Origin of the sequence: Enterococcus sp. AZ063, from assembly GCF_051715045.1 — a bacterium.
GTDB classification, from domain to species: Bacteria; Bacillota; Bacilli; order Lactobacillales; family Enterococcaceae; genus Enterococcus_D; species Enterococcus_D casseliflavus.
Genome location: NZ_JBIOTA010000001.1, coordinates 1,646,681 through 1,667,322, shown reverse-complemented (window position 1 = coordinate 1,667,322; position 20,642 = coordinate 1,646,681). Strand labels below are relative to the sequence as shown.

The 20,642-nt window shown below is 41.9% G+C and carries 18 protein-coding genes; 5 read left to right on the top strand and 13 right to left on the bottom strand.

Annotated features, from left to right (window positions below; translation table 11 throughout):
• Nucleotides 1-13: 13 nt before the first annotated feature.
• Nucleotides 14-2,005 carry an excinuclease ABC subunit UvrB gene (gene uvrB / locus IGK61_RS07655; RefSeq protein ID WP_074536412.1) on the bottom strand — a complete coding sequence of 664 codons (1,992 nt, stop codon included), beginning with the start codon at nt 2,003-2,005 and terminating at the stop codon, nt 14-16.
• A 270-nt stretch (nt 2,006-2,275) separates the two neighbouring features.
• On the opposite strand from uvrB, the gene IGK61_RS07650 reads away from it, so the two are divergent.
• Nucleotides 2,276-4,429, top strand: coding sequence for an amino acid ABC transporter substrate-binding protein/permease (locus tag IGK61_RS07650; RefSeq protein WP_010748161.1), 2,154 nt, complete (start codon nt 2,276-2,278; stop codon nt 4,427-4,429).
• Between the two features lies 1 nt (nt 4,430).
• The gene (locus tag IGK61_RS07645) at nt 4,431-5,168 is read left to right on the top strand and encodes an amino acid ABC transporter ATP-binding protein (RefSeq protein WP_005225946.1); all 738 of its coding nucleotides are present in this window, start codon (nt 4,431-4,433) and stop codon (nt 5,166-5,168) included.
• 48 nt (nt 5,169-5,216) lie between these two features.
• Here the strand turns inward: IGK61_RS07645 and IGK61_RS07640 are convergent, their stop codons facing one another.
• Nucleotides 5,217-5,456, bottom strand: a complete 240-nt coding sequence (locus tag IGK61_RS07640; RefSeq protein WP_074536413.1) for a hypothetical protein — start codon at nt 5,454-5,456, stop codon at nt 5,217-5,219.
• Between the two features lie 398 nt (nt 5,457-5,854).
• Between IGK61_RS07640 and IGK61_RS07635 the strand changes: the two genes are divergently transcribed.
• Nucleotides 5,855-6,397, top strand: coding sequence for a hypothetical protein (locus tag IGK61_RS07635; protein WP_074536414.1), 543 nt, complete (start codon nt 5,855-5,857; stop codon nt 6,395-6,397).
• Between the two features lie 105 nt (nt 6,398-6,502).
• Complete coding sequence (locus IGK61_RS07630) at nt 6,503-7,258, top strand: Tat pathway signal sequence domain protein (protein WP_074536415.1); 756 nt, start codon at nt 6,503-6,505, stop codon at nt 7,256-7,258.
• 95 nt (nt 7,259-7,353) lie between these two features.
• Here IGK61_RS07630 and IGK61_RS07625 read toward each other — a convergent pair whose 3' ends face one another.
• From IGK61_RS07625 to IGK61_RS07575, 11 genes are all read right to left on the bottom strand, one after another.
• Nucleotides 7,354-7,809, bottom strand: a complete 456-nt coding sequence (locus tag IGK61_RS07625; protein WP_074536416.1) for an S-ribosylhomocysteine lyase — start codon at nt 7,807-7,809, stop codon at nt 7,354-7,356.
• Nucleotides 7,810-7,821: 12 nt separating this feature from the next.
• Nucleotides 7,822-8,466 carry a class I SAM-dependent methyltransferase gene (locus IGK61_RS07620; protein ID WP_010748111.1) on the bottom strand — a complete coding sequence of 215 codons (645 nt, stop codon included), beginning with the start codon at nt 8,464-8,466 and terminating at the stop codon, nt 7,822-7,824.
• A gap of 2 nt (nt 8,467-8,468) precedes the next feature.
• Nucleotides 8,469-9,614 carry a cystathionine gamma-synthase gene (locus tag IGK61_RS07615; RefSeq protein ID WP_074536417.1) on the bottom strand — a complete coding sequence of 382 codons (1,146 nt, stop codon included), beginning with the start codon at nt 9,612-9,614 and terminating at the stop codon, nt 8,469-8,471.
• On the bottom strand, nt 9,604-10,569 hold the full coding sequence (locus IGK61_RS07610) for a PLP-dependent cysteine synthase family protein (RefSeq protein WP_074536418.1): 966 nt from the start codon (nt 10,567-10,569) through the stop codon (nt 9,604-9,606). The genes IGK61_RS07615 and IGK61_RS07610 overlap by 11 nt, the downstream gene beginning before the upstream one ends.
• A 409-nt stretch (nt 10,570-10,978) precedes the next feature.
• Nucleotides 10,979-12,079: a glycerol dehydrogenase gene (locus tag IGK61_RS07605; protein WP_074536419.1), complete on the bottom strand. Its 1,101-nt coding sequence runs from the start codon at nt 12,077-12,079 to the stop codon at nt 10,979-10,981.
• Between the two features lie 187 nt (nt 12,080-12,266).
• On the bottom strand, nt 12,267-13,436 hold the full coding sequence (gene dnaJ, locus IGK61_RS07600) for a molecular chaperone DnaJ (protein ID WP_005225937.1): 1,170 nt from the start codon (nt 13,434-13,436) through the stop codon (nt 12,267-12,269).
• 126 nt (nt 13,437-13,562) lie between these two features.
• Nucleotides 13,563-15,392 carry a molecular chaperone DnaK gene (dnaK, locus tag IGK61_RS07595; protein ID WP_005225936.1) on the bottom strand — a complete coding sequence of 610 codons (1,830 nt, stop codon included), beginning with the start codon at nt 15,390-15,392 and terminating at the stop codon, nt 13,563-13,565.
• Nucleotides 15,393-15,444: 52 nt separating this feature from the next.
• Nucleotides 15,445-16,032, bottom strand: a complete 588-nt coding sequence (grpE, locus tag IGK61_RS07590) for a nucleotide exchange factor GrpE (protein ID WP_005225935.1) — start codon at nt 16,030-16,032, stop codon at nt 15,445-15,447.
• A 38-nt stretch (nt 16,033-16,070) separates the two neighbouring features.
• A complete protein-coding gene (gene hrcA, locus IGK61_RS07585) occupies nt 16,071-17,114 on the bottom strand; it encodes a heat-inducible transcriptional repressor HrcA (protein ID WP_074536420.1) in 1,044 nt (347 codons plus the stop codon).
• Between the two features lie 183 nt (nt 17,115-17,297).
• Nucleotides 17,298-18,488 carry a radical SAM family heme chaperone HemW gene (hemW, locus tag IGK61_RS07580; protein WP_074536421.1) on the bottom strand — a complete coding sequence of 397 codons (1,191 nt, stop codon included), beginning with the start codon at nt 18,486-18,488 and terminating at the stop codon, nt 17,298-17,300.
• Nucleotides 18,489-18,929: 441 nt separating this feature from the next.
• A complete protein-coding gene (locus IGK61_RS07575) occupies nt 18,930-19,577 on the bottom strand; it encodes a hypothetical protein (protein WP_015509594.1) in 648 nt (215 codons plus the stop codon).
• Nucleotides 19,578-19,694: 117 nt separating this feature from the next.
• Between IGK61_RS07575 and IGK61_RS07570 the strand changes: the two genes are divergently transcribed.
• The gene (locus tag IGK61_RS07570) at nt 19,695-20,561 is read left to right on the top strand and encodes an aldo/keto reductase (RefSeq protein ID WP_074536422.1); all 867 of its coding nucleotides are present in this window, start codon (nt 19,695-19,697) and stop codon (nt 20,559-20,561) included.
• The last annotated feature ends 81 nt before the right edge of the window (nt 20,562-20,642 follow it).

Genomic DNA, 20,642 nt, shown 5'->3' with positions numbered 1-20,642 from the left:
ATTGTTTCTCCTTCTAATCAGCAGCTTTTAGCTCAAGAATAGTATCTCTCAAGGTAGCAGCCGTTTCAAAATCCAATGCTTTCGCAGCATCTTTCATTTCTTTTTCTAATTTCAGCAACAAGGTTGCTTTTTCTTCACGACTCAGTTCTTCATAAGAAGTCGTGGTGTATTCGCCAGTTTCTTCCGCCACTTTCGTGATCGCGATCAGATCGCGAATCTCTTTGATGATGGTTTTCGGTACGATTCCATGTTCTTCGTTATAGGCTTCTTGAATACTTCGGCGTCGCGCTGTTTCGTCGATCGCTCGCTGCATCGAATCGGTCATTTTATCGGCGTACATGATTACTTTTCCTTCTGAGTTACGAGCTGCTCGTCCGATGGTTTGGACTAATGAACGCTCGCTGCGCAAGAAACCTTCCTTATCGGCATCAAGGATCGCAACCAGGGAAACTTCTGGGACGTCTAACCCTTCTCGCAGTAAGTTGATTCCGACCAGTACATCAAATTCACCGAGACGCAGGTCGCGAATGATCTCTGTTCGTTCCAATGTTTTGATGTCACTGTGCAAGTATTTGACTTTGATCCCTAATTCTTTAAAGTAATCCGTCAAATCTTCAGACATTTTTTTCGTCAAGGTCGTGACAAAGACCCGTTCATTTCGCTCGACTCGCTCATTGATTTCTCCTACTAGGTCGTCAATTTGACCCATGATCGGTCGTACTTCGATCACCGGATCTAACAGACCAGTCGGACGAATGATTTGTTGAATGACGGTATCGGTTTGATCGTATTCATATGGTCCAGGGGTTGCTGACACATAGACGATTTGATTGACATGCTTCTCAAATTCTTCCAAGCGTAACGGACGGTTGTCCAGTGCAGAAGGCAAACGGAAGCCATAATCCACTAACATTTGTTTTCTAGCACGGTCACCATTATACATCCCACGAACTTGGGGCATCGTTACGTGTGATTCGTCGATTACTAATAGAAAATCATCTGGGAAGAAATCCAATAACGTATAAGGCGGTTCGCCTTCTTTTCGTCCATCCATATGGCGAGAGTAGTTTTCGATTCCTGAGGTATACCCCATTTCTCGCATCATTTCAATATCATAGTTGGTTCGCTGCTCTAAACGCTGTGCTTCCAGCAGCTTATTTTCTGCTCGCAAAACTTTCAGTCGTTCATCGAGTTCACTTTGGATCGAAGCGATCGCATGTTCCATATGGTCTTCATTGGTCACAAAGTGCGTTGCCGGAAAAATCGACACATGTTCGGTGTCACTCATGATCTCGCCCGTCAAGGCATCGACTTCACGAATCCGATCGATTTCATCGCCAAAAAACTCAATGCGTAACGCTCGCTCATCACGAGAAGCTGGGAAAATCTCCACAACATCGCCGCGCACGCGAAAACGCCCCCGTTGAAAATCGATGTCGTTTCGTTCAAATTGGATCTCGATCAATTCTTTTAATAGTTGATCGCGAGACTTTTCCATCCCTACTCGTAAAGAAACAACCTGTCTGGCATACTCGATCGGCGAACCTAAACCGAAAATACAAGAGACAGAAGCTACAACGATCACATCGTTTCTCTCTAATAAAGAACTTGTGGCCGAGTGACGCAGCTTATCGATTTCATCATTGACACTGGAGTCTTTTTCGATGTATGTATCACTAGAAGGAACATACGCTTCTGGTTGATAGTAATCATAGTAACTGACAAAGTACTCGACCGCATTATTTGGGAAAAAGTCCTTAAACTCGCCATATAATTGTCCAGCCAGTGTTTTATTATGGGCAATGATCAATGTCGGTTTATTGACTTCCTTAATTAGATTAGAAATCGTATAAGTCTTACCGGTCCCAGTGGCTCCCAACAAAATCTGTGCTTTTTTTCCACCGACCACCCCGTCAACCAATTGATGGATCGCTTCTGGTTGATCCCCAGCTGGTTGATATTTTGATACTAAGTCAAATTCATGGGAAGTTGTTCTTTCGATCATCTTCATTCCCCCTCGATTATTCTAAACGACAACAAAAAAAGAAAAACTCGCTGCCGCTTTTCCATAAATAAGTATATCATAGCGAACATACTTTCGCCATCATTTGCTATGAAAGTTTCATGCGATTAAGCATAACTTAACATGTTTGATTTTCTAACATCTGATGTGAGGTTTAAGCAATTTTGTCATATTTTTAAAGAGAAAGACTTGTGTGTTGAAGAAAAAATCCATATAATCTATAAATACGTTATATCTAAAGGGGGAATTTTCTTGAAAAGAAAACACATGTCCTTCGCTTTAATCGCGCTGATTATCAGCATTTTTACGCTATCAGTAAAGTCAGCAAGTGCGGAGGAAACTACGTATAAGATAGGAACAGATTTAACATTTGCTCCTTTCGAATTCCAAAATGAAAATAATGAATACGTTGGGATCGATATAGATTTATTAAACGCGATCGCTGAAGATCAAGGTTTTGCAGTTGATTTACGTCCTTTAGGTTTTGACGCCTCCATTCAAGGCGTGCAATCAAATCAGTTAGATGGCATGATTGCTGGGATGAGCATCACTGATGAACGTAAAGAAACGTTTGATTTCTCAGATCCTTATTTTGATAGTGGGATTCAAATGGCGGTAGCTGCGGACAATGACAGCATTACTAGCTACGAAGATCTTGAGGGCGAAACGGTCGGTGCAAAGGTTGGTACCGAAAGTGCCCGCTTTTTAGAAGAAAATAAAGACCAATATGGCTACGACATCAAACTTTATGATGACGCTACTGGGTTGTATGGCGCTGTACGCAATGGTACTGTGGCAGCCGCTTTTGATGATTATCCAGTGCTTGGCTATGCCATCAACAACGGCGAACCCATGAAACTTGTCGGCGAACCTGAAAAAGGTGCTTCTTACGGATTCGCTGTCAGAAAAGGCCAAAATCAAGAACTCCTTGAAAAATTCAATGCTGGTTTAGCCAACATGAAAGCTTCTGGCAAATACGATGAAATCGTCAATACTTACATCACAACGTCTGATTCAGATGCAGACACCAGTGAAATGGTGAAAGTTGAACCAAAGAAAGATGTTTACCGAATTGCCAGTGACTCAGCCTTCGCTCCATTTGAATTCCAAAATGAAGACAATGAATATGTAGGGATCGATGTTGATTTAATGAACCGAGCGGCAGAATTACAAGGGTTCAATATCGAATTCAATTTCATCGGCTTTTCAGGAGCTTTGCAAGCCTTGGATGGTAACCAAGCAGATGGGATGATCGCTGGGATGACGATCACTGATGAGCGTCGCCAATCCTACGACTTCTCAGACTCTTACTTTGAAAGCGGCATTCAGATCGCTGTAAAAGAAGGCAATGATTCCATCAATTCCTATGAAGATCTAGATGGAAAAACCGTTGGTGCGAAAGTGGGGACAGAAAGTGCAGACTTCTTGATCGCCAACGAAGAAAAATATGGCTATTCGATCAAATATTATGATGCGGCCGATCAATTATATGCGGCTGTTAACGGCGGACAAATCGATGCCATGATGGATGATTATCCAGTGATCGGTTATGCCATCAGCCAAGGTCAAAAACTAGTGACACCGATTGAAAAAGAATCTGGCGGTCAGTACGGTTTTGCGGTGAAAAAAGGCCAAAATCCTGAACTGATCCAAATGTTCAATGAAGCATTGAAAGAAATGAAACGGACTGGCGAGTACGATCAAATCATCAATAAATACATTGAAGATGGCTCTGCCACAGAAAAACGAGTGGATGAATCAACGATCACTGGTTTGATCAGCAACAACTATAACGTCTTATTAAAAGGTTTATGGAATACCCTTTTACTAGCATTGATTTCTTTTGCCTTAGCATTAGTGATCGGCATCATTTTTGGACTATTTAGTGTTGCTCCAATCAAAGCATTGCGGGTTTTTGCAGGGATCTATGTTGATATCATTCGTGGTATTCCTATGATGGTATTGGCTTTCTTCATCTTCTTTGGCCTTTCCGATGCCATTGGTATCACGATTCCCGACTTTGCAGCCGGGGTCATTACATTGACTTTAAATGCCAGTGCCTATATCGCTGAGATCGTCCGTGGCGGGATCAATGCGGTGCCAAAAGGTCAGATGGAAGCCTCTCGTAGTTTGGGGATGACCTACACTCGGACAATGCAGAAAATCATTTTACCGCAAGCGATCAAAATCATGATTCCATCTTTCGTTAACCAATTCGTTATCTCGTTGAAAGATACAACGATCATCTCGGTTATCGGAGTCGTAGAATTATTGCAAACTGGGAAAATCATCGTTGCTCGGACTACGCAAAGTACCTATGTTTACTTGATCATCGCGATTATTTACTTAGTCGTGATCACAGCTTTAACGAAACTTGCAAAAGTTTTAGAAAAGAAGGTGAAATAGCATGAAAGAAAAAATCTTAGTTGAAAATCTTGTAAAAAAATACGGCGATAATACCGTATTGAACAATATCAATGTTTCAATCGCTGAAGGAGAAGTCGTTTGTGTGATCGGTCCTTCAGGATCCGGGAAATCGACGTTCTTACGCTGTTTGAACCGCTTAGAAGAACCAACCAGCGGCGATATTATCGTTGACGGCGCACATCTGATGGATAAAAACACCAATATCAATGCTGTTCGTCAACATATCGGCATGGTGTTTCAGCATTTCAATCTCTTCCCTCATTTGTCGGTTTTAGAAAATATCATTTTAGCACCGATGGATCTAAAAAATGCTTCTCGGCAAGAAGCGGAAAAGAACGCAATTCGTTTATTAGAAACGGTCGGTTTGGCAGATAAAAAAGACATGTACCCTGACAATCTGTCTGGAGGACAAAAACAACGGGTGGCGATCGCTAGAGCTTTAGCAATGAATCCCGATGTGATGTTGTTCGATGAACCAACCTCCGCACTCGATCCAGAAATGGTTGGCGATGTACTCAATGTTATGAAGGATTTGGCAAAACAAGGAATGACCATGGTGATCGTAACTCACGAGATGGGTTTTGCCAAAGAAGTAGCAAACCGTGTGATGTTTATTGACGGCGGGAACTTCTTGGAAGACGGTACACCTGAGCAAATCTTTACCAATCCTAAGCATGAGCGTACCAAAGACTTCTTAGACAAAGTATTGAATATTTAAAAAAGCCTCTGCAACAGTCCGACGAAGGAACTGTTGCAGAGGTTTTCTTTATTGTTTGTTCCGTTTCGTTTCATCTGCGATCCGCTTTTGATTTTCCCCCAAAAACACTTTTGTATCGATGGGGTTTGCTTTGTTCGCCCCGCCGATGCCAGTATCAACCATTTTCCCCCAGCCCTTCAACGGCTCTTTCCCCGCTGCACGAAGCTTGGCATTTTTTAAACGTAACGCCTGTTTTTTTGCTTCTTTTTTCGCTTGATGTTTTGCTTGCCATTGCTTTAAGATGCTCATATTCCTTCCTCCTCTCCGTGTTATGAAAAAAATCATTCCTTACATAAATTCTTAGCAAAAGGTATGCTGGTTCCTGTTGATCTGGTAAGAGTAAACAGGATTCACCTTTAAAATAGTAAATTTTTATTGAGTAGTTAAATCTATTATAACATTTCCTTTTCACCATCGTAAGCTGCAGATACCAATTTTACTAAAACCACGAAAGGATATTGGAAATCAAGTAGCCAGAACGGAAGCAACATGTTACACTTATTAAACAACACTCCCTCCAAACCTAAATAGGCATACAAACATTTTTCTTTTTTATTTTATAGCAACTGACGGGATTTTTCTAATAAAAAACCAACATTAAAATAACAAAGAAAAGTAGCGAAAATCATTTTGGAGGAACCTATCTTATGAAAATCATCTTTTTATTTCCCTTACTAATGCTACTCTCCCTCTTTCTCACTGGCTGTACCTTAATTGACGAAATCATGGATAACACCACCAAGAGCAGTTTTTTACCAGAAGCAACGTCGTCTTCTCAATCTTTGTCAGCTGATTCTGAAACTATAGCTTCTTCTTCCAGAACTGAGAACCACACATCCGAACCCACATCTGAAACAGCTCGTTCTTCTGATGACTTTGCACAAGCTCAGAGCAGTACCGAAACAGCTGCCCCTCAATTTTCGTATTGTGAACAATTGCAGATCGGGCTGCCGCGACGGTGGAACCGAACAGTCAACAAAGACTTACTCCACCAATTGCAAGAAGGAATGTCCTGCGATCAAGTTCTTGAGATCATGGGTGGACTGCCTTCTTGGCGACTAGCGGTTGTAGGTGTGGAATCTAATGCATGGATCAATTCCGATGGTGAGGCAATCATTGTCACTCTTATTAACCGAACCGTTTCTGATGTGGCCTGGCATGATCAGTTTTCTGAAACAGAAATTGAGTAATCCATTAAGCGACCTCTCATAACTAAGATTGGTAAAATACGTGATGAAATTCAAACACCTCTATTATCATGAGTCGTCTAAAAAACTTAGGAGTTGAAGGATAAAATGAAACTGAATCGTCCTATGAAAAAAATCCGGGAGCATCGCAGAAGAAGTCTTTTTCTTTGTTTGGGCATTAGTTGTTTTTTACTCGGAGCTGTCCTCTTCTACAGCGAAAATCAACCAGCAGCTGCCTACGAGCAGTTTTTAGAGATCGATTACTTAACTGCTTTACTGGAAGAAAGACCTTCCCCTGAATCCATCAGTGATCTTGGCCTCGATCTCATCAAACGTAGTGATCGGGTAAACCAAGAGCGCAGTGCCATTAACCGAAAGCGGCGCCGCGAAAATGTGATCGTCACGGAAGAGACTAGAAAAGTTTTTTCTCCCGATCAAGGAGCAATGGTTGATGAAGTAAGAAAAGTAACCACTCGTTTACCTGATTCAGCCATTGATTTGTTATCAACGATGGCTGACAGCAGCGCTCTCGAGACAAAAAGAGTTCCTTTAGGTTCAAGGGACAAACTGTCCAAAATCAGCTTTGATTTTGACTCCGATAACGCGGGAAATGAACATTTATCGAGAATCACATTGGTTGATGTCCCAGAATTTTTCGGTATTGATTTCTCACAATTCGGGAAAGAGGATGATATTGAGGAGATCAAAGAGACATTGATCGAACAGTATGGTTTAGATGCTCACATCAGAGACGTTAGCGCCATTCGGAGACTTTTCTTTGTTCATGAAGGATTTGAGTTTTACATTAGTCAAACCTATAATCCAAACGGAGTCGGCATCACTGTCCAAGCAGTAGAACCATAAACAAAAACTATCGAACCCCCGTCTCTTTGCGGGTTTAACAAAAAAGGCGTCTGCGAATCCAAACGCAGGCACCTTTTTTCTACTTCTATTTTTATTTAGGCAAAAACGGTCGACCAATTGTCACGTTCATCAAGAAATTCTTGCGCTAATTTTTGCGCACCCTCTAAGGTATGGTTCGCCGCCCAACCGCATTGCACTTCATTGCTGGCAGGTACTTCAGTTGCTTGCAAAACGTCCTTCATGGTTTTTTCTAGGACGGTCAAAATCTCTTCATAATCGTCGTGATTCAAGACAGTCAAATAAAAGCCGGTTTGGCAGCCCATTGGTGACCAGTCCACGATATAATCCGCATGATTACGAATCAATTCTGCCGTCAAATGTTCTAGCGAGTGCAGACTTGCCATATCCATATGCGCTTGGTTCGGCTGCTTCAAACGGACATCATATTTGATGATGGTATCATTCGTTCCTTGTTTTTTATCGGCAACCCGTACATAAGGTGCTTTGACTTTCTTATGATCCAAATTAAAGCTTTCAACATTCATTTTCATTGTACTTCTCTCCTACTCTTTTTGTGCTTCCACAAGCCAAACATACTCATTGATCTGCTTAAAACGACTGGTAAACCCATGCTGACGAAAGTATCGTTCGATATCCGCTATAACTGGATAGTACTCTCTTTGCAGATCAGCGGCTAGTCGCTGGTGACCAGCTTGCCGTGCTTCATCGATTCGTTCCATTTGGTGGGCTAGAGAAAGAAACATCGTATCCCCGAAAAGCACTTTCCCGCCTTTGGGCAGCATCGCAGCATATTTGCCGATTGCCCGTTGTTTTTCGTCCTCCGTAAGATGATGAAAAACATAGGTAGAAACGATCGTATCAATCACATCCGTGATCTCAGGAAAAACCTCCATATCACCATCTACAAAAGTCACTTTAGAAAGACTGGGTTTTGACTTGGCGATTCGCCGCATCTCTGGCGATGGCTCGATTGCCAGCACGTTTTTTCCTTGATCAAGCAGAGCTTGTGTTAGATTTCCAGTTCCACTACCAAATTCTACCACAGACTGCCCTGCTTTTTCAGCTATTTCAGCGAGTAACTGTTCATATTTGAAAAAAACCGCTCGATATTCTTCATCCTTACCTGCAACTGTTTCATCGTACTCAGCTGCCCAGTCAGAAAAAATTGGAATAAACTCTCTCCCCATCACTAGCTACCTGCCTTTTCAAACGCTTGCTCTAAATCTGCCTGCAGATCCTCACCGTCTTCGATGCCGAGAGACAACCGAATCAAGCCATCTTTGATCCCAGATTGCTCACGAATTTCTTTAGGGATCGAGGCATGGGTCATCACGGCTGGCACTTCTACCAAGCTTTCCACGCCACCTAAGCTTTCTGCTAAAGTAAAAATCTTTAATGATTCAACAAATTCTGCTGTTTTCGATTCATCGTTTAGTTCAAAAGATATCATACCGCTATACCCAGACATCTGTGATTTGGCGATCTCATGTCCTTCATGGGCAATCAATCCTGGATAATACACGTTTGCGACAGCTGGATGTGCTTGTAAGTAGTGGGCAATTCTCATCGCGTTGTTTTGATGTGCTTCCATCCGCAAAGCAAGAGTTTTGATGCTTCGTTGAATCAACCAGCTATCATGAGGCCCCAATACACCACCAATGGCGTTTTGTAAAAAAGCAATTCTTTCGGCGATTTTTGGCTCTTTGGCAACCGCTAACCCAGCTACTACATCACTGTGTCCACCGAGATACTTGGTAGCACTGTGAATCACAATATCTGCGCCTAATTGTAGCGGCTTTTGAAAGTAAGGGGTCGCAAAGGTATTATCCACGATCGTCAAAATGTCCTGTTTTTTAGCTAGTTGGGCAACGATTGCGATGTCCGTGATCTTCAATAATGGATTAGTCGGCGTTTCCAGAAAGATCGCTTTGGTTTCTGGAAGGATGGCTGCTTCAACGGCAGCTAGCTCATTTGTTTTGACAAGTGTATAAGACAATCCGCTTTTTTCTAATACTTGATGGAGCAAACGAAACGTCCCGCCATATACATCATCCCCTAAAATGACATGGTCTCCAGTCTGAAACAGCGAGAAGACCGCATGGGTGGCTGCTAATCCAGAGGCAAAAGCAAACCCTTGGGCGCCTTCTTCCAGATCCGCAATCAATTCTTCTAAGGCAAATCGAGTTGGATTGCCTGAACGACTGTATTCATATTGCTTTGGCTGACCAAGAGCATTTTGCCGATAGGTTGATGTTTGGTAAATTGGCACACTAACAGCACCAGTCATTTCGTCTTCGCTGATACCGCCGTGGATTACTTTTGTATTAAAATGCATGGTTTACTCCTCCTATGAATGGGGTGATTGCTGATTCACCCGCATAAATCTGTTTTGATAGATAGCGATCGCCTCCATCTGGAAAGACGGTAACGATCGAGCTTCCAGTTGGTAATTCGAGGCTTTCTTTTACTGCTGCTGCCATCGCCGCTCCACTTGAACTTCCAACAAGCAAACCATAGTTTCTTGCCAAGTAACGAGTAAAAGCAAAGCCTTCCGCATCACTGATCGTATAAATTTGATCAATAAGCAAATCGTCAAAAAATTGTGGAATGAACTCAACACCGATCCCTTCAATCTCATGTCCATGGGCAGGCCCGCCATTTAAGATCGATCCTTCTGGTTCAACGACAGCAAGTCGAGTGCTTGATTTTTGCTTCTTTAAGTATGTTGCGACACCCGCGAAGGTCCCCCCGCTGCCAGCTCCAGCAACAAAGCTGTCAATTTTTCCAGATAACTCCTGAAAGATCTCTGGGCCTAAGGTTGCTTGGTAGGCTGCAGGATTGTTTTGATTGTGAAATTGCATTGGCATATAACTATTTGGTAGCTGTTTTGCTATTTCCTTTGCTTTTTCAATCGCCCCTTGAATGCCTGCTTCAGTGGGCGTATGAACGATGGTCCCGCCCAACGCTTCAATCAGTTGCTGCTTTTCAAGGCTAAATTTTTCAGGAATGACAAAAATCATTTTTAAGCCATACTCGATTCCAGCTAAAGCTAAACCAATACCAGTATTTCCCGCTGTCGGTTCGATAACGGTTGTCTCATGATCGATCACATGCTCGCGAAACGCTTCATCGATCAAATACTTTCCTAAGCGGTCCTTGATACTTCCACCAGGATTTAAATACTCAAGTTTCGCATAGATGGTACTTCCCTTTTTGCCGCCAAATGCTGCGGCATCAAATTCAAAGAATGGGGTGTGCCCAATCAATGCTTTTATATTATTAACGATCATCGCTCGACTCCTCGCTCAACTTTGTTTGGCACAACTCATATGCTTCATGTACTCATTTTCATTTGCAATCATCAGCCGTCGCCAATGAAAGCGGTAAAAAACAGCAAACAAAAAGGGGTACTGACTATTACATCAGTACCCCAAAAAAATGTCGTCTTATCCGGATAGAAGTGAATCACTAAAGAAACTTCAGCGATCTTCTGCGACAAAGGAACTAATAATAGGCATGACAAATCGGTATGCTGCTTTTTGCACCATACAACAACAACAGGTAGTTTGTGTGTTGACGTTGGTCATGTCTTGTTCCCTCCTTTAATTTGCTTGTTATCAAAATAGCACGACTCTTTTTTATTGTCAAACGTTTTTTGAAATCACCGAGCACACATTGATGATCTTTAATAAAATAACATCATAGAGGATAGTAAGCACTCACATAGGCATCCACGGCTTTGATCGCTGCTGCAACATCTTCTGCAGAAACCGGAAATGGCATATTGTGGATCGTTTCCCCTTCGATGGTTGCTTGCTCGCCAATTTTTAATAGGTCTGCATCGCTGGCTTCCGCAAGATGCATGTCGGATAATGTCGTCGGTAATTCTAATGCCTGATACAATTCTATATATTGGTCGAGCTCTTCAGGATCTGCATTTTCCAGCATCAATTGAGCGAGTGTTCCGTAAGCAACCTTCTCACCATGGGTCAGATCATGAACGTCTCCTTCAAGGGCTGTCAAACCATTATGAATCGCATGAGCTGCTGCCAGACCTGCACTTTCAAAGCCTAATCCACTAAGCAAAGTGTTGGCTTCCACGATTTGTTCAAAAGCTTCGGTAACGACTTGTTTTTTATTCGCTTGATAGGCTTTTAAGGCATTCTCAAAAAGGATCTCTTCGCATTTTTCAGCGATCGCCATGCTGGCAATTGGTTGCACCCCGCCGACCATATTTTTACTATGGCTTCGAGCAACAGCACGTGCCTCGACATAGGTTGCGAGTGCATCCGCAATACCAGCGGCTAGCAATTTGGCAGGCGCTTTGGCAATCACAGCGGTATCCACTAAGACAAGTTCAGGATTTTTGTTATAAAAACGATACTTTTCAAAACGACCTTCATCAGTATAAATAACAGAAAGTGCCGAAGTTGGTGCATCAGTGGAGGCAATCGTTGGCAAAACAGCAATCGGTATTTTCAATTCATCCGCAACAGCTTTCCCAGTATCGATGGCTTTCCCACCACCTAATGCGGCAATCACTTCGATTGATTCACTTTTGGCTTTAGAGACGATACGATCGATTTCATTTGCAGAAGCTTCTCCACCAAAAATTTCTTTTACCGGATCTAACTCGGCTGCTTTCAGGTTCTCAAATAGTTCTTCACCGGCAATTTTCCAAACAGTTTCATCGGTCAAAAGAAGCACTTTCTTTCCTAAATCTTTGATATGGGATAACCCATGCTTCAAGACCCCTTTTCCTTGAACGTATCGTGACGGACTCGCAAATATTCTTTCCATTGTATCTCCTCCTTTAATTGGTCTACTTTTATTGTGACACACTAAGCAAGCGATTTCAAAGGAAAAGAAAAAAAGATGGCTAAGAAGATTCGATTCTTGCCCATACTGCACATTTATAGCCATACAAACACTCATGCCCTTATAAAACGGATGGTTTTATAAGGGCATGAGTTGGATTTTTTCATGGTTATTTCTTTTTCCCACCAAAAGCATCTTTCATTTTATCAAAAAATCCTTCTGGTTGTTGTTCGTTCGTTTCATGGCCACTGGCTTTTGCATAAGCCCGCAATGCCTCTTTTTGTTCCTCATTTAAGTTCTTAGGTGTGATCAGCTTCACTTTGACCTGTTGATCGCCATTGCCGCCTCCCCGTAAGCGAGGGGCTCCCTTACCGCGTAAGCGGAAGTTTGTGCCTGTTTGCGTACCAGCTGGAATTTTTAATTTCACATTCCCATGAACCGTTGGTACATTGACTTCGTCGCCTAAAGCAGCTTGGACAAAGTTTAACGGCAGTTCGTAATAAATTTCCGACCCATCACGGTCAAAAATATCACTTTCTTCCACTCGGAAAACAACGTACAGATCGCCATAAGGACCACCATTGGTGCCAGCTTCTCCTTGACCAGACAAGCGCATTTGTTGTCCATCTTCGACACCTGCAGGTACGTTGACTTTCACACTGTGTTTTTTCTTTTCATGGCCAGTACCATGACATGTTGTACATGGTTCTTTGATTTCTTTCCCAGTTCCATGACAAACATCACAAGTTTGACGGCTCATCACACGACCAAGCGGTGTTTGACGTTCAACATTGATGGTACCTGCACCATGACATTTATGACAGGTTTCTGGTGAAGTACCTGGTTTTGCCCCGTTCCCACCGCAGGTATGACAGGTTTCTTCACGATTGTATTGAACAGTTTTTTCCACTCCGAAAATCGCTTCTTCAAAGGAAAGATCAACCGCATATTGCAAGTCCGCTCCTTGTCGAGGTGCATTAGGATTGGCTGCTCTGCCGCCTCCACCACCGAAAAACGATTCGAAAATGTCTTCAAATCCACCAAAACCGCCACCGGAGAATCCGCCACTGTTAAAGCCGCCGAATCCACCGCCATAACCGCCTCCGTAGTTCGGATCGGTACCAGCATGACCATACTGGTCATAAGCAGCTCTTTTTTGGGAATCACTTAATATTTCATAGGCCTCAGAAATCTCTTTAAACTTTGCTTCTGCATCAGGTTCTTTATTGATGTCTGGATGATATTGTTTTGAAAGCTTACGATAAGCTTTTTTGATTTCGTCATCCGAAGCCCCTTTTTGTAGACCTAAGACCTCATAATAATCTCTTTTGTCTGCCATTGGCTTCCCTCCACTCTATTCTTGCGTCTCTCGTATTTTAGCATATAATTCGCTCTAGAAAAATACGTTTCGCAAATTCATAAGAAAAAGCCAAAGCGGTGACTTTGGCTTTTTCACAAACAGCGATTATTTATCGTCACCGTCTACTTCTTCAAAGTCGGCGTCAACCACATCGTCTGCGCCGCCTTGTGCAGCTTCTGGATTTTCTTGTGCTTGTTGTTGTGCTGCTTGTTCGTATAATTTAACAGTTAAGTTTTGTACGATTTCATTCAAAGCATCACGTTTCGTTTTCATTTCTTCTAAGTTGTTTGCTTCAAGTGCAGCTTTCAACTCATCACGAGCTTCTTCCGCTTTTTTGACTTCGTCTGCATCCACTTTGCCTTCAAGCTCTTTCAATGTTTTATCAACAGTGAACAACAAAGCATCGACGTCATTGCGTAGATCAACTTCTTCTTTGCGTTGTTTGTCGGCTTCAGCGTTTGCTTCAGCATCTTTTACCATGCGTTCGATTTCTTCATCTGATAAACCTGAAGATGATTTGATCGTGATTTTTTGTTCTTTTTGTGTACCTAAATCTTTTGCAGAAACATTGACGATCCCATTTTTATCGATATCAAATGTTACTTCGATTTGAGGGATGCCACGAGGTGCTGGTGGAATATCCGTCAATTGGAATCTACCTAATGTTTTGTTGTCAGCTGCCATTGGGCGTTCTCCTTGCAAGACATGGATATCAACGGCTGGTTGATTGTCTGCTGCAGTTGAGAAGACTTGTGATTTACTTGTAGGGATCGTTGTGTTACGATCGATCAGTTTTGTGAAGACGGCACCCATTGTTTCGATACCTAATGATAATGGTGTAACGTCTAGTAAGACGACATCTTTCACATCACCTGTGATCACGCCACCTTGGATCGCAGCACCCATCGCTACCACTTCATCTGGGTTTACTGATTTGTTTGGTTCTTTATTGGTTTCTTTACGAACAGCATCAACTACTGCTGGAATACGTGTTGAACCACCAACTAAGATGACTTCATCGATTTCTGATTGTGACAAGCCAGCATCTTTCAAAGCTTGGCGTACTGGAATTTTTGTCCGTTCGACTAGGTCTGCGGTCAATTCATCGAATTTCGCACGAGTCAAGGTCATTTCCAAGTGCAATGGACCAGCATCACCAGCTGTGATAAATGGCAAGCTGATTTGAGTACTTGTTACACCTGACAAGTCTTTTTTCGCTTTTTCAGCAGCATCTTTCAAACGTTGCAAGGCCATTTTGTCTTTTCCAAGATCAATGCCGTTTTCTTTTTTGAATTCTGCTACCATGTGGTCGATGATTTTGTTATCAAAGTCATCCCCACCTAGGTTGTTGTCCCCAGCAGTTGATAATACGTCAAAGACGCCATCCCCTAATTCAAGGATCGATACGTCGAAAGTACCACCACCTAAGTCAAAGACTAGGATTTTTTCATCTTTATCTGTTTTATCTAATCCATAAGCTAAAGCTGCGGCAGTTGGTTCGTTGACGATCCGTTCTACTTCAAGACCGGCAATTTTACCAGCATCTTTGGTTGCTTGACGTTGCGCATCGTTGAAGTATGCAGGAACAGTAATGACTGCTTTTTCAACTTTTTCACCTAAATAGTCTTCAGCAAATCCTTTGATGTATTGAAGAACCATTGCGGAAACTTCTTGTGGTGTATAGGATTTGCCTTCAACTTCTACTTTGTATCCAGCTTCACCCATATGGCGTTTAATAGAAGAAATCGTATTCGGGTTTGTTACTGCTTGGCGTTTTGCAACTTCCCCTACTTGGATCTCACCGTTTTTGAATGAGACAACAGAAGGTGTGGTACGGTTTCCTTCTGGATTCGTAATGATTTTTGCTTCGCCGCCTTCAAGGACAGCAACAGCTGAGTTTGTTGTTCCTAAGTCGATACCGATAATTTTACTCATAAGTAATACACTCCCTTTTTTAATTTAAACATCTACTTATAGATAGAAAGAACTATTGTGCAACGATGACCATGCTTGCACGCAAGACACGATCATGCAATTTATACCCTTTTTGCAAGACAGTAACGATTGTGTCTGCCGGTGTTTCATCAGAGGCAGGTACAGTCTGCACCGCTTGATGCAAGTTCGGATCGAACATTGCACCTTCAGCAGGAATCTCTTCGATTCCCTCTTCTTTTAAGGCTTGGCGCAGACTTTCAAGAACCATTTCAACGCCTTTTTTCAAATTCGCAGCTTGGTCTTGATCGACATCTGCGGCCATCGCTCGTTCCAAATTGTCGATTGCTGGCAACAGTTTTTTGCCAAGATCTTGCGAGCGGTATTTTTGTAAAAGTTCCCGCTCGTTGCGGTTACGTGAAGTGATATTTGCGATCTCTGCACGAGCACGCAGGAATTGATCTTCCAATTCGTTATTCTTTTCTTGCAAAAGTTCCAATTCGCTTTTTTCCACTGCTTCTTCCTCTGGTTGAGGAGTCTGTGCTTCAGTTTCAGTTGATTCATTTGAAGATTCAGTTGTTTCTGCGGTTTCTTCAGCAGTTTTATCTAATTCTTCATCTAAACGCTCTTCTTTTTCCGTCACGTTTCAACCATCCCTTCTACGATTTGTTTCATTGCCGCTTATTCATTGGCAGCGTCTAATGCGCGATAATAATCGGCCAATTTTTTTGCTAACTCGCCTCGAAAAACTTCCATCAATCCAAACATCCGTGAATACGGCATACTTGATGGACCTAATAAAGCGATCGTTCCTTGTCCATGACCTTCGATTTCATAGCTGGCTTGGATCAAACTCATATTTTGTAACAAGTCGTTGCCAAGCTCAGAGCCGATTCTGATTCGAATCGCAGAATCTCTTGGCGCCAGCAGCTGTGTCAGCTGATCTGCGTTTTTCATAAATGAATACATCGATTTGAACTGACTAACATCTTGCGTCGGTTCAAAATCCAGAAGATTCATTCGCCCGCCGACGAAGATTTTTTCTTCAAAAATATGGCTCAGCATCGTATCAAAGAGATCAACGATTCCGTCAGTCGTTTGAAAATACTTATGCAGAATCATAGGAATCTCGGTTCTTAATCGATGGTAGACCGTCATTAGAGGTTCACCGATCAATTTGTCGTTGATGATCCTTACCATTTTTTCCAAATCTTCGCTGCTCATCGATTCAGGAAGAGTAAAGACTTGATTTTCGACATTTCCTTTATCCGTCACGATGATCGCGATGATCTGTCGTGCATTCAAAGGGACGATTCGAAAGCCCGTCAATTTCCTTTCCTTCATATCTGGTCCGAGAGACAACGCTGTATAGCTAGTCAAGTTGGACAAGATCGTGGCAGACTGCTGGATGATTTCATTGATTTCATGAAAATCTTTTCCAAAAGAATGACGAATGGTTTGAATTTCGTTTTGGTCAACTTCAGATGGCTTCAATAAGTGATCAACGTAATAGCGATACCCTTTTATTGATGGCACACGCCCTGAAGATGAATGTGTTTTTAGCAGAAGTCCAGCTTCTTCCAGCGCCTTCATCTCATTACGAATGGTGGCAGAGCTAGCTTCAACCCCATCTTCCATCAATCGCTTCGAGCCCGTGGGCTGACCAGTATTCGTATAGTTTTGGATGATGAGGTGTAAAATCATTTGTTGTCTAGGTGTCAACATTTTATCCACTCCTCCGTTAGCACTCATTCCTATTAAGTGCTAACACGATTATAAATATACCATATTTGCTAGGAATGTCAAGTATTTGCATCACTTTTTTAGCACTCTTTCTAAGAGAGTGCTAAAAAAAGAAATCAAAAAAAGAAGCAGCGCGAAATGGCTACTTCTCTTCCTTGTTCTTTCTTATTTTTCTCCATCCAAGAGAAATGCTTCAAACACTTCGTTGCCAATGAACATCCCAGCTTTCGTTAAAAAGACACGATCACCTTGACTAGCCAACCAGCCTTTTTGAATCAACTGTTCGCTAGTTGAACCATAGATTTCCTGAAAAGACTTCCCGAATTTTTCTGCAAAGCGTATTTTTGAAATGCCAGCCTTTTTACGAAGGCCTAAAAACAGTTCCTCTTCCATTTGATTACTGGTTGTCAATTCTTCGGTTTCATGGATTGGCAATTGATTTTCCTGTAATGGTTTCAAATAATGCTGGATTGGACCTTTATTCTTGTAGCGGGTCTGTCCAAGATACCCGCTGGCGCCTGCCCCAAAGCCAAAATAATGTTCATTGTTCCAATACACTAGATTATGCAAGGACTCATACCCTGGTCGTGCAAAATTACTGATTTCATATTGATTCAAGCCAGCTTTTGTCATCGCGGCGATCGCCTCATCAAACATCTGCGTTTCAGCTTCTTGAGAAGGCAGCGCCATTCTCCCTTGGCGAACCCAGTTCATAAACATGGTTTTGTTTTCTAAAATTAAGGAATACATCGCATAGTGAGGCAACCCGAGATCAATCGCTCGCGTCAGTGTATCACGGAAGCTTTCTATGCTTTGTCCCGGAAGTGCATAAATCAAATCGATCGTCACATTCTGAAAATCATGTTTTTCCAGCAGCTGAATGGTTGAATAAACATCTTCAGCGGTATGCTTGCGGCCAATTTTTTTAAGCAAGCGATTATCAAAGGTTTGGACCCCCATCGACAAGCGAGTGACTTGATGGTTTTTCAAAACCAGCATTTTTTCTTCACTCAAATCACCAGGATTTGCTTCCACGGTAAACTCTTTGGTTGTGTGGGTCGGCAGCAATTCATGCACACCTGAAAGCAATCGATCCAGCTGGTTCGCCGAAAGCGACGTTGGCGTCCCGCCGCCGATATAAATTGTTTCCGCCTCATTGATAGGCTGACGCAAGAGGCTCAGCTCAATTTCTTTTAGTAACGCTTCAATGTACTCATCCACTGGCTGCCCTTCTAAAAACACTTTGTTGAAGTCACAGTAATAGCAGATATGTTCACAGAATGGTATATGTATATACGCAGAAATATTTTGCGCGCTTTTTGTAGATGGATCGTTTATTGTTTGACCTTCAGGCATTCCTAAGTGATTCTCCTCTACCTTCTTTTTACTCCCATCGCTGAGAGCATCGGCACTCATTGTAGCATAGTTCTTAGAATTCTCCTATCACTTGGACTATTTTGGGCAAGAAAAAACACCACTTCCAAGAAGTGATGTCTTCAAATAGTCATAGCAAAAATTAAGAGCACTACTCTTATTAAGTACGGTAAAATACCGCTTTTGTTCTTATCCCACCCAGAAAAAAATCTGTTTGTTACAAGAACTAACACTTCCCCCAAACTGTTAGCGCCACAATAGATAAGCTGTTGCTGACGGCTTACTTAACAAGAGCAGGACTCTTATTCTTGAAAGACAATTGCTTGTCTTATCTGACTTAAGTATACCTTTTTTAAAAAATTAAGTCCTATCATCTTTTTCACCAGTCTATGAAAACGATGAGAATTATCCCCTTGGCGACCGTTATAGAATGTGCAGCAAAATATCGATCAGATAGCGGATCAACCGATACGCAATAAATAAGAAGAAAATATTTCCCAGCAAGAATTGAAAAACATTGCCGATCGATCCCTTAAAGGAGCGAAAGCTGAAATAACGCGACCAACGATTGAACCCGTTTTGGCGATTTCGTTTCAAACGATACGCTTCATCATACTTCATTTCCAAGAGGTCATAGTAAAAAATCATCAAGGGTTGTTGCACAAAGAAAACTTTTTTATAGCCTGCCATCAACGTGTACTGCTTATTATTGGAAGGGAAGTTGCGATTGCCGTTTTTCTTCACGCGCATCGTTGTTCCATCGTTCATTGGGAACGCATAATGATCCTCGAATTCTGTCAGTTGATGAATTTGCGGCACCTGATTTTCTTCTTCAAATGCACGTACGACCTCACTCGCTTTCTGAGAAAGTGAAACCAGCCACGCCATCATCCCTAGCAAAATACCTAGCAAGATGATATTTAAAAGCAAACTTTCTTGTAACAAAAATAAATAACCTAAGATAATCAAAATCGCCACACCCAGGGCAATCATTCTTCTACGGAAATAACTGCGATACATCAATTCAAAAGAGCGCCGATAATAGGCAAAATCTTCTTTTACAAAATCCATTTTTTCCACATCTTTCTGCGTTTAGGTTGCTGATAATGTATCAAAGATCCTTTTGAAAGTCAATTTACCGAAAAAGTTTCAGCGTCTGATTTGTTTCAAACAAGAAAACGTTTTATAATGGAAGATGTAACAAAAAAAAGCGATGAAAGTAGGTTGAGATACGTGATATTACAAGAAACATTTACCTTGCAGAACAAACTGACTATTCCTAAGATTGGCCTTGGAACCTGGCAATCTTCTCCAGAAGATGCTTACAACGCCACAAAATTTGCCATTCAAAACGGTTATCGACATGTCGATACAGCGGCAGCTTACAAAAACGAAGAAGCGGTTGGGAAAGCTGTGCGCGATTCAGGCGTTGCCCGCGAAGAAATTTTTGTTACCACGAAAGTACCTGCTGAGTTGAAGACCTATCAAGAAGCGGTTGATAGCATTGATGCTTCTCTAAAAAAACTTGACTTAGGGTATATCGATTTGATTTTGATCCACGCTCCTCGTCCTTGGAAAATCATGGGAAACAATCCAGAAAACAAAGATTTTTATCTTGAAAACATCGATGTTTGGAAAGCACTAGAAGAAGCCTACTTAAGTGGGAAAGTAAAATCAATTGGTGTTTCCAACTTCGATCAAAAAGATTTACAGAATATTTTTGATCATTGCGATGTGAAACCGATGGTCAACCAGTTTGTTTACCATATTGGACGTACAAATGAAGAGTTATTGGCATTTTGTAAAGACCACGAAATTTTAGTGGAAGGCTATTCTCCAATCGCCACCGGTCGTTTACTCGATAACGATGCCGTGAAGACGATTGCGGAAGCTTATGGAAAATCTATTCCACAACTTTCAATTCGTTACTTGCTACAAAAAGACATTCTGCCATTGCCAAAATCCGTTCATGAAGAATACATTGCTGACAATGCTAAAGTTGACTTTGAAATTTCTGAAGAAGACATGAAGAAATTAGATGCGTTGCAAGCTTAAGAATGCTTACGTTTAATTGAAAAAAAGCAGTCCGATCAAGTCCAGTAAATGCTGGTCATGGATCGGGCTGCTTATTTTGTT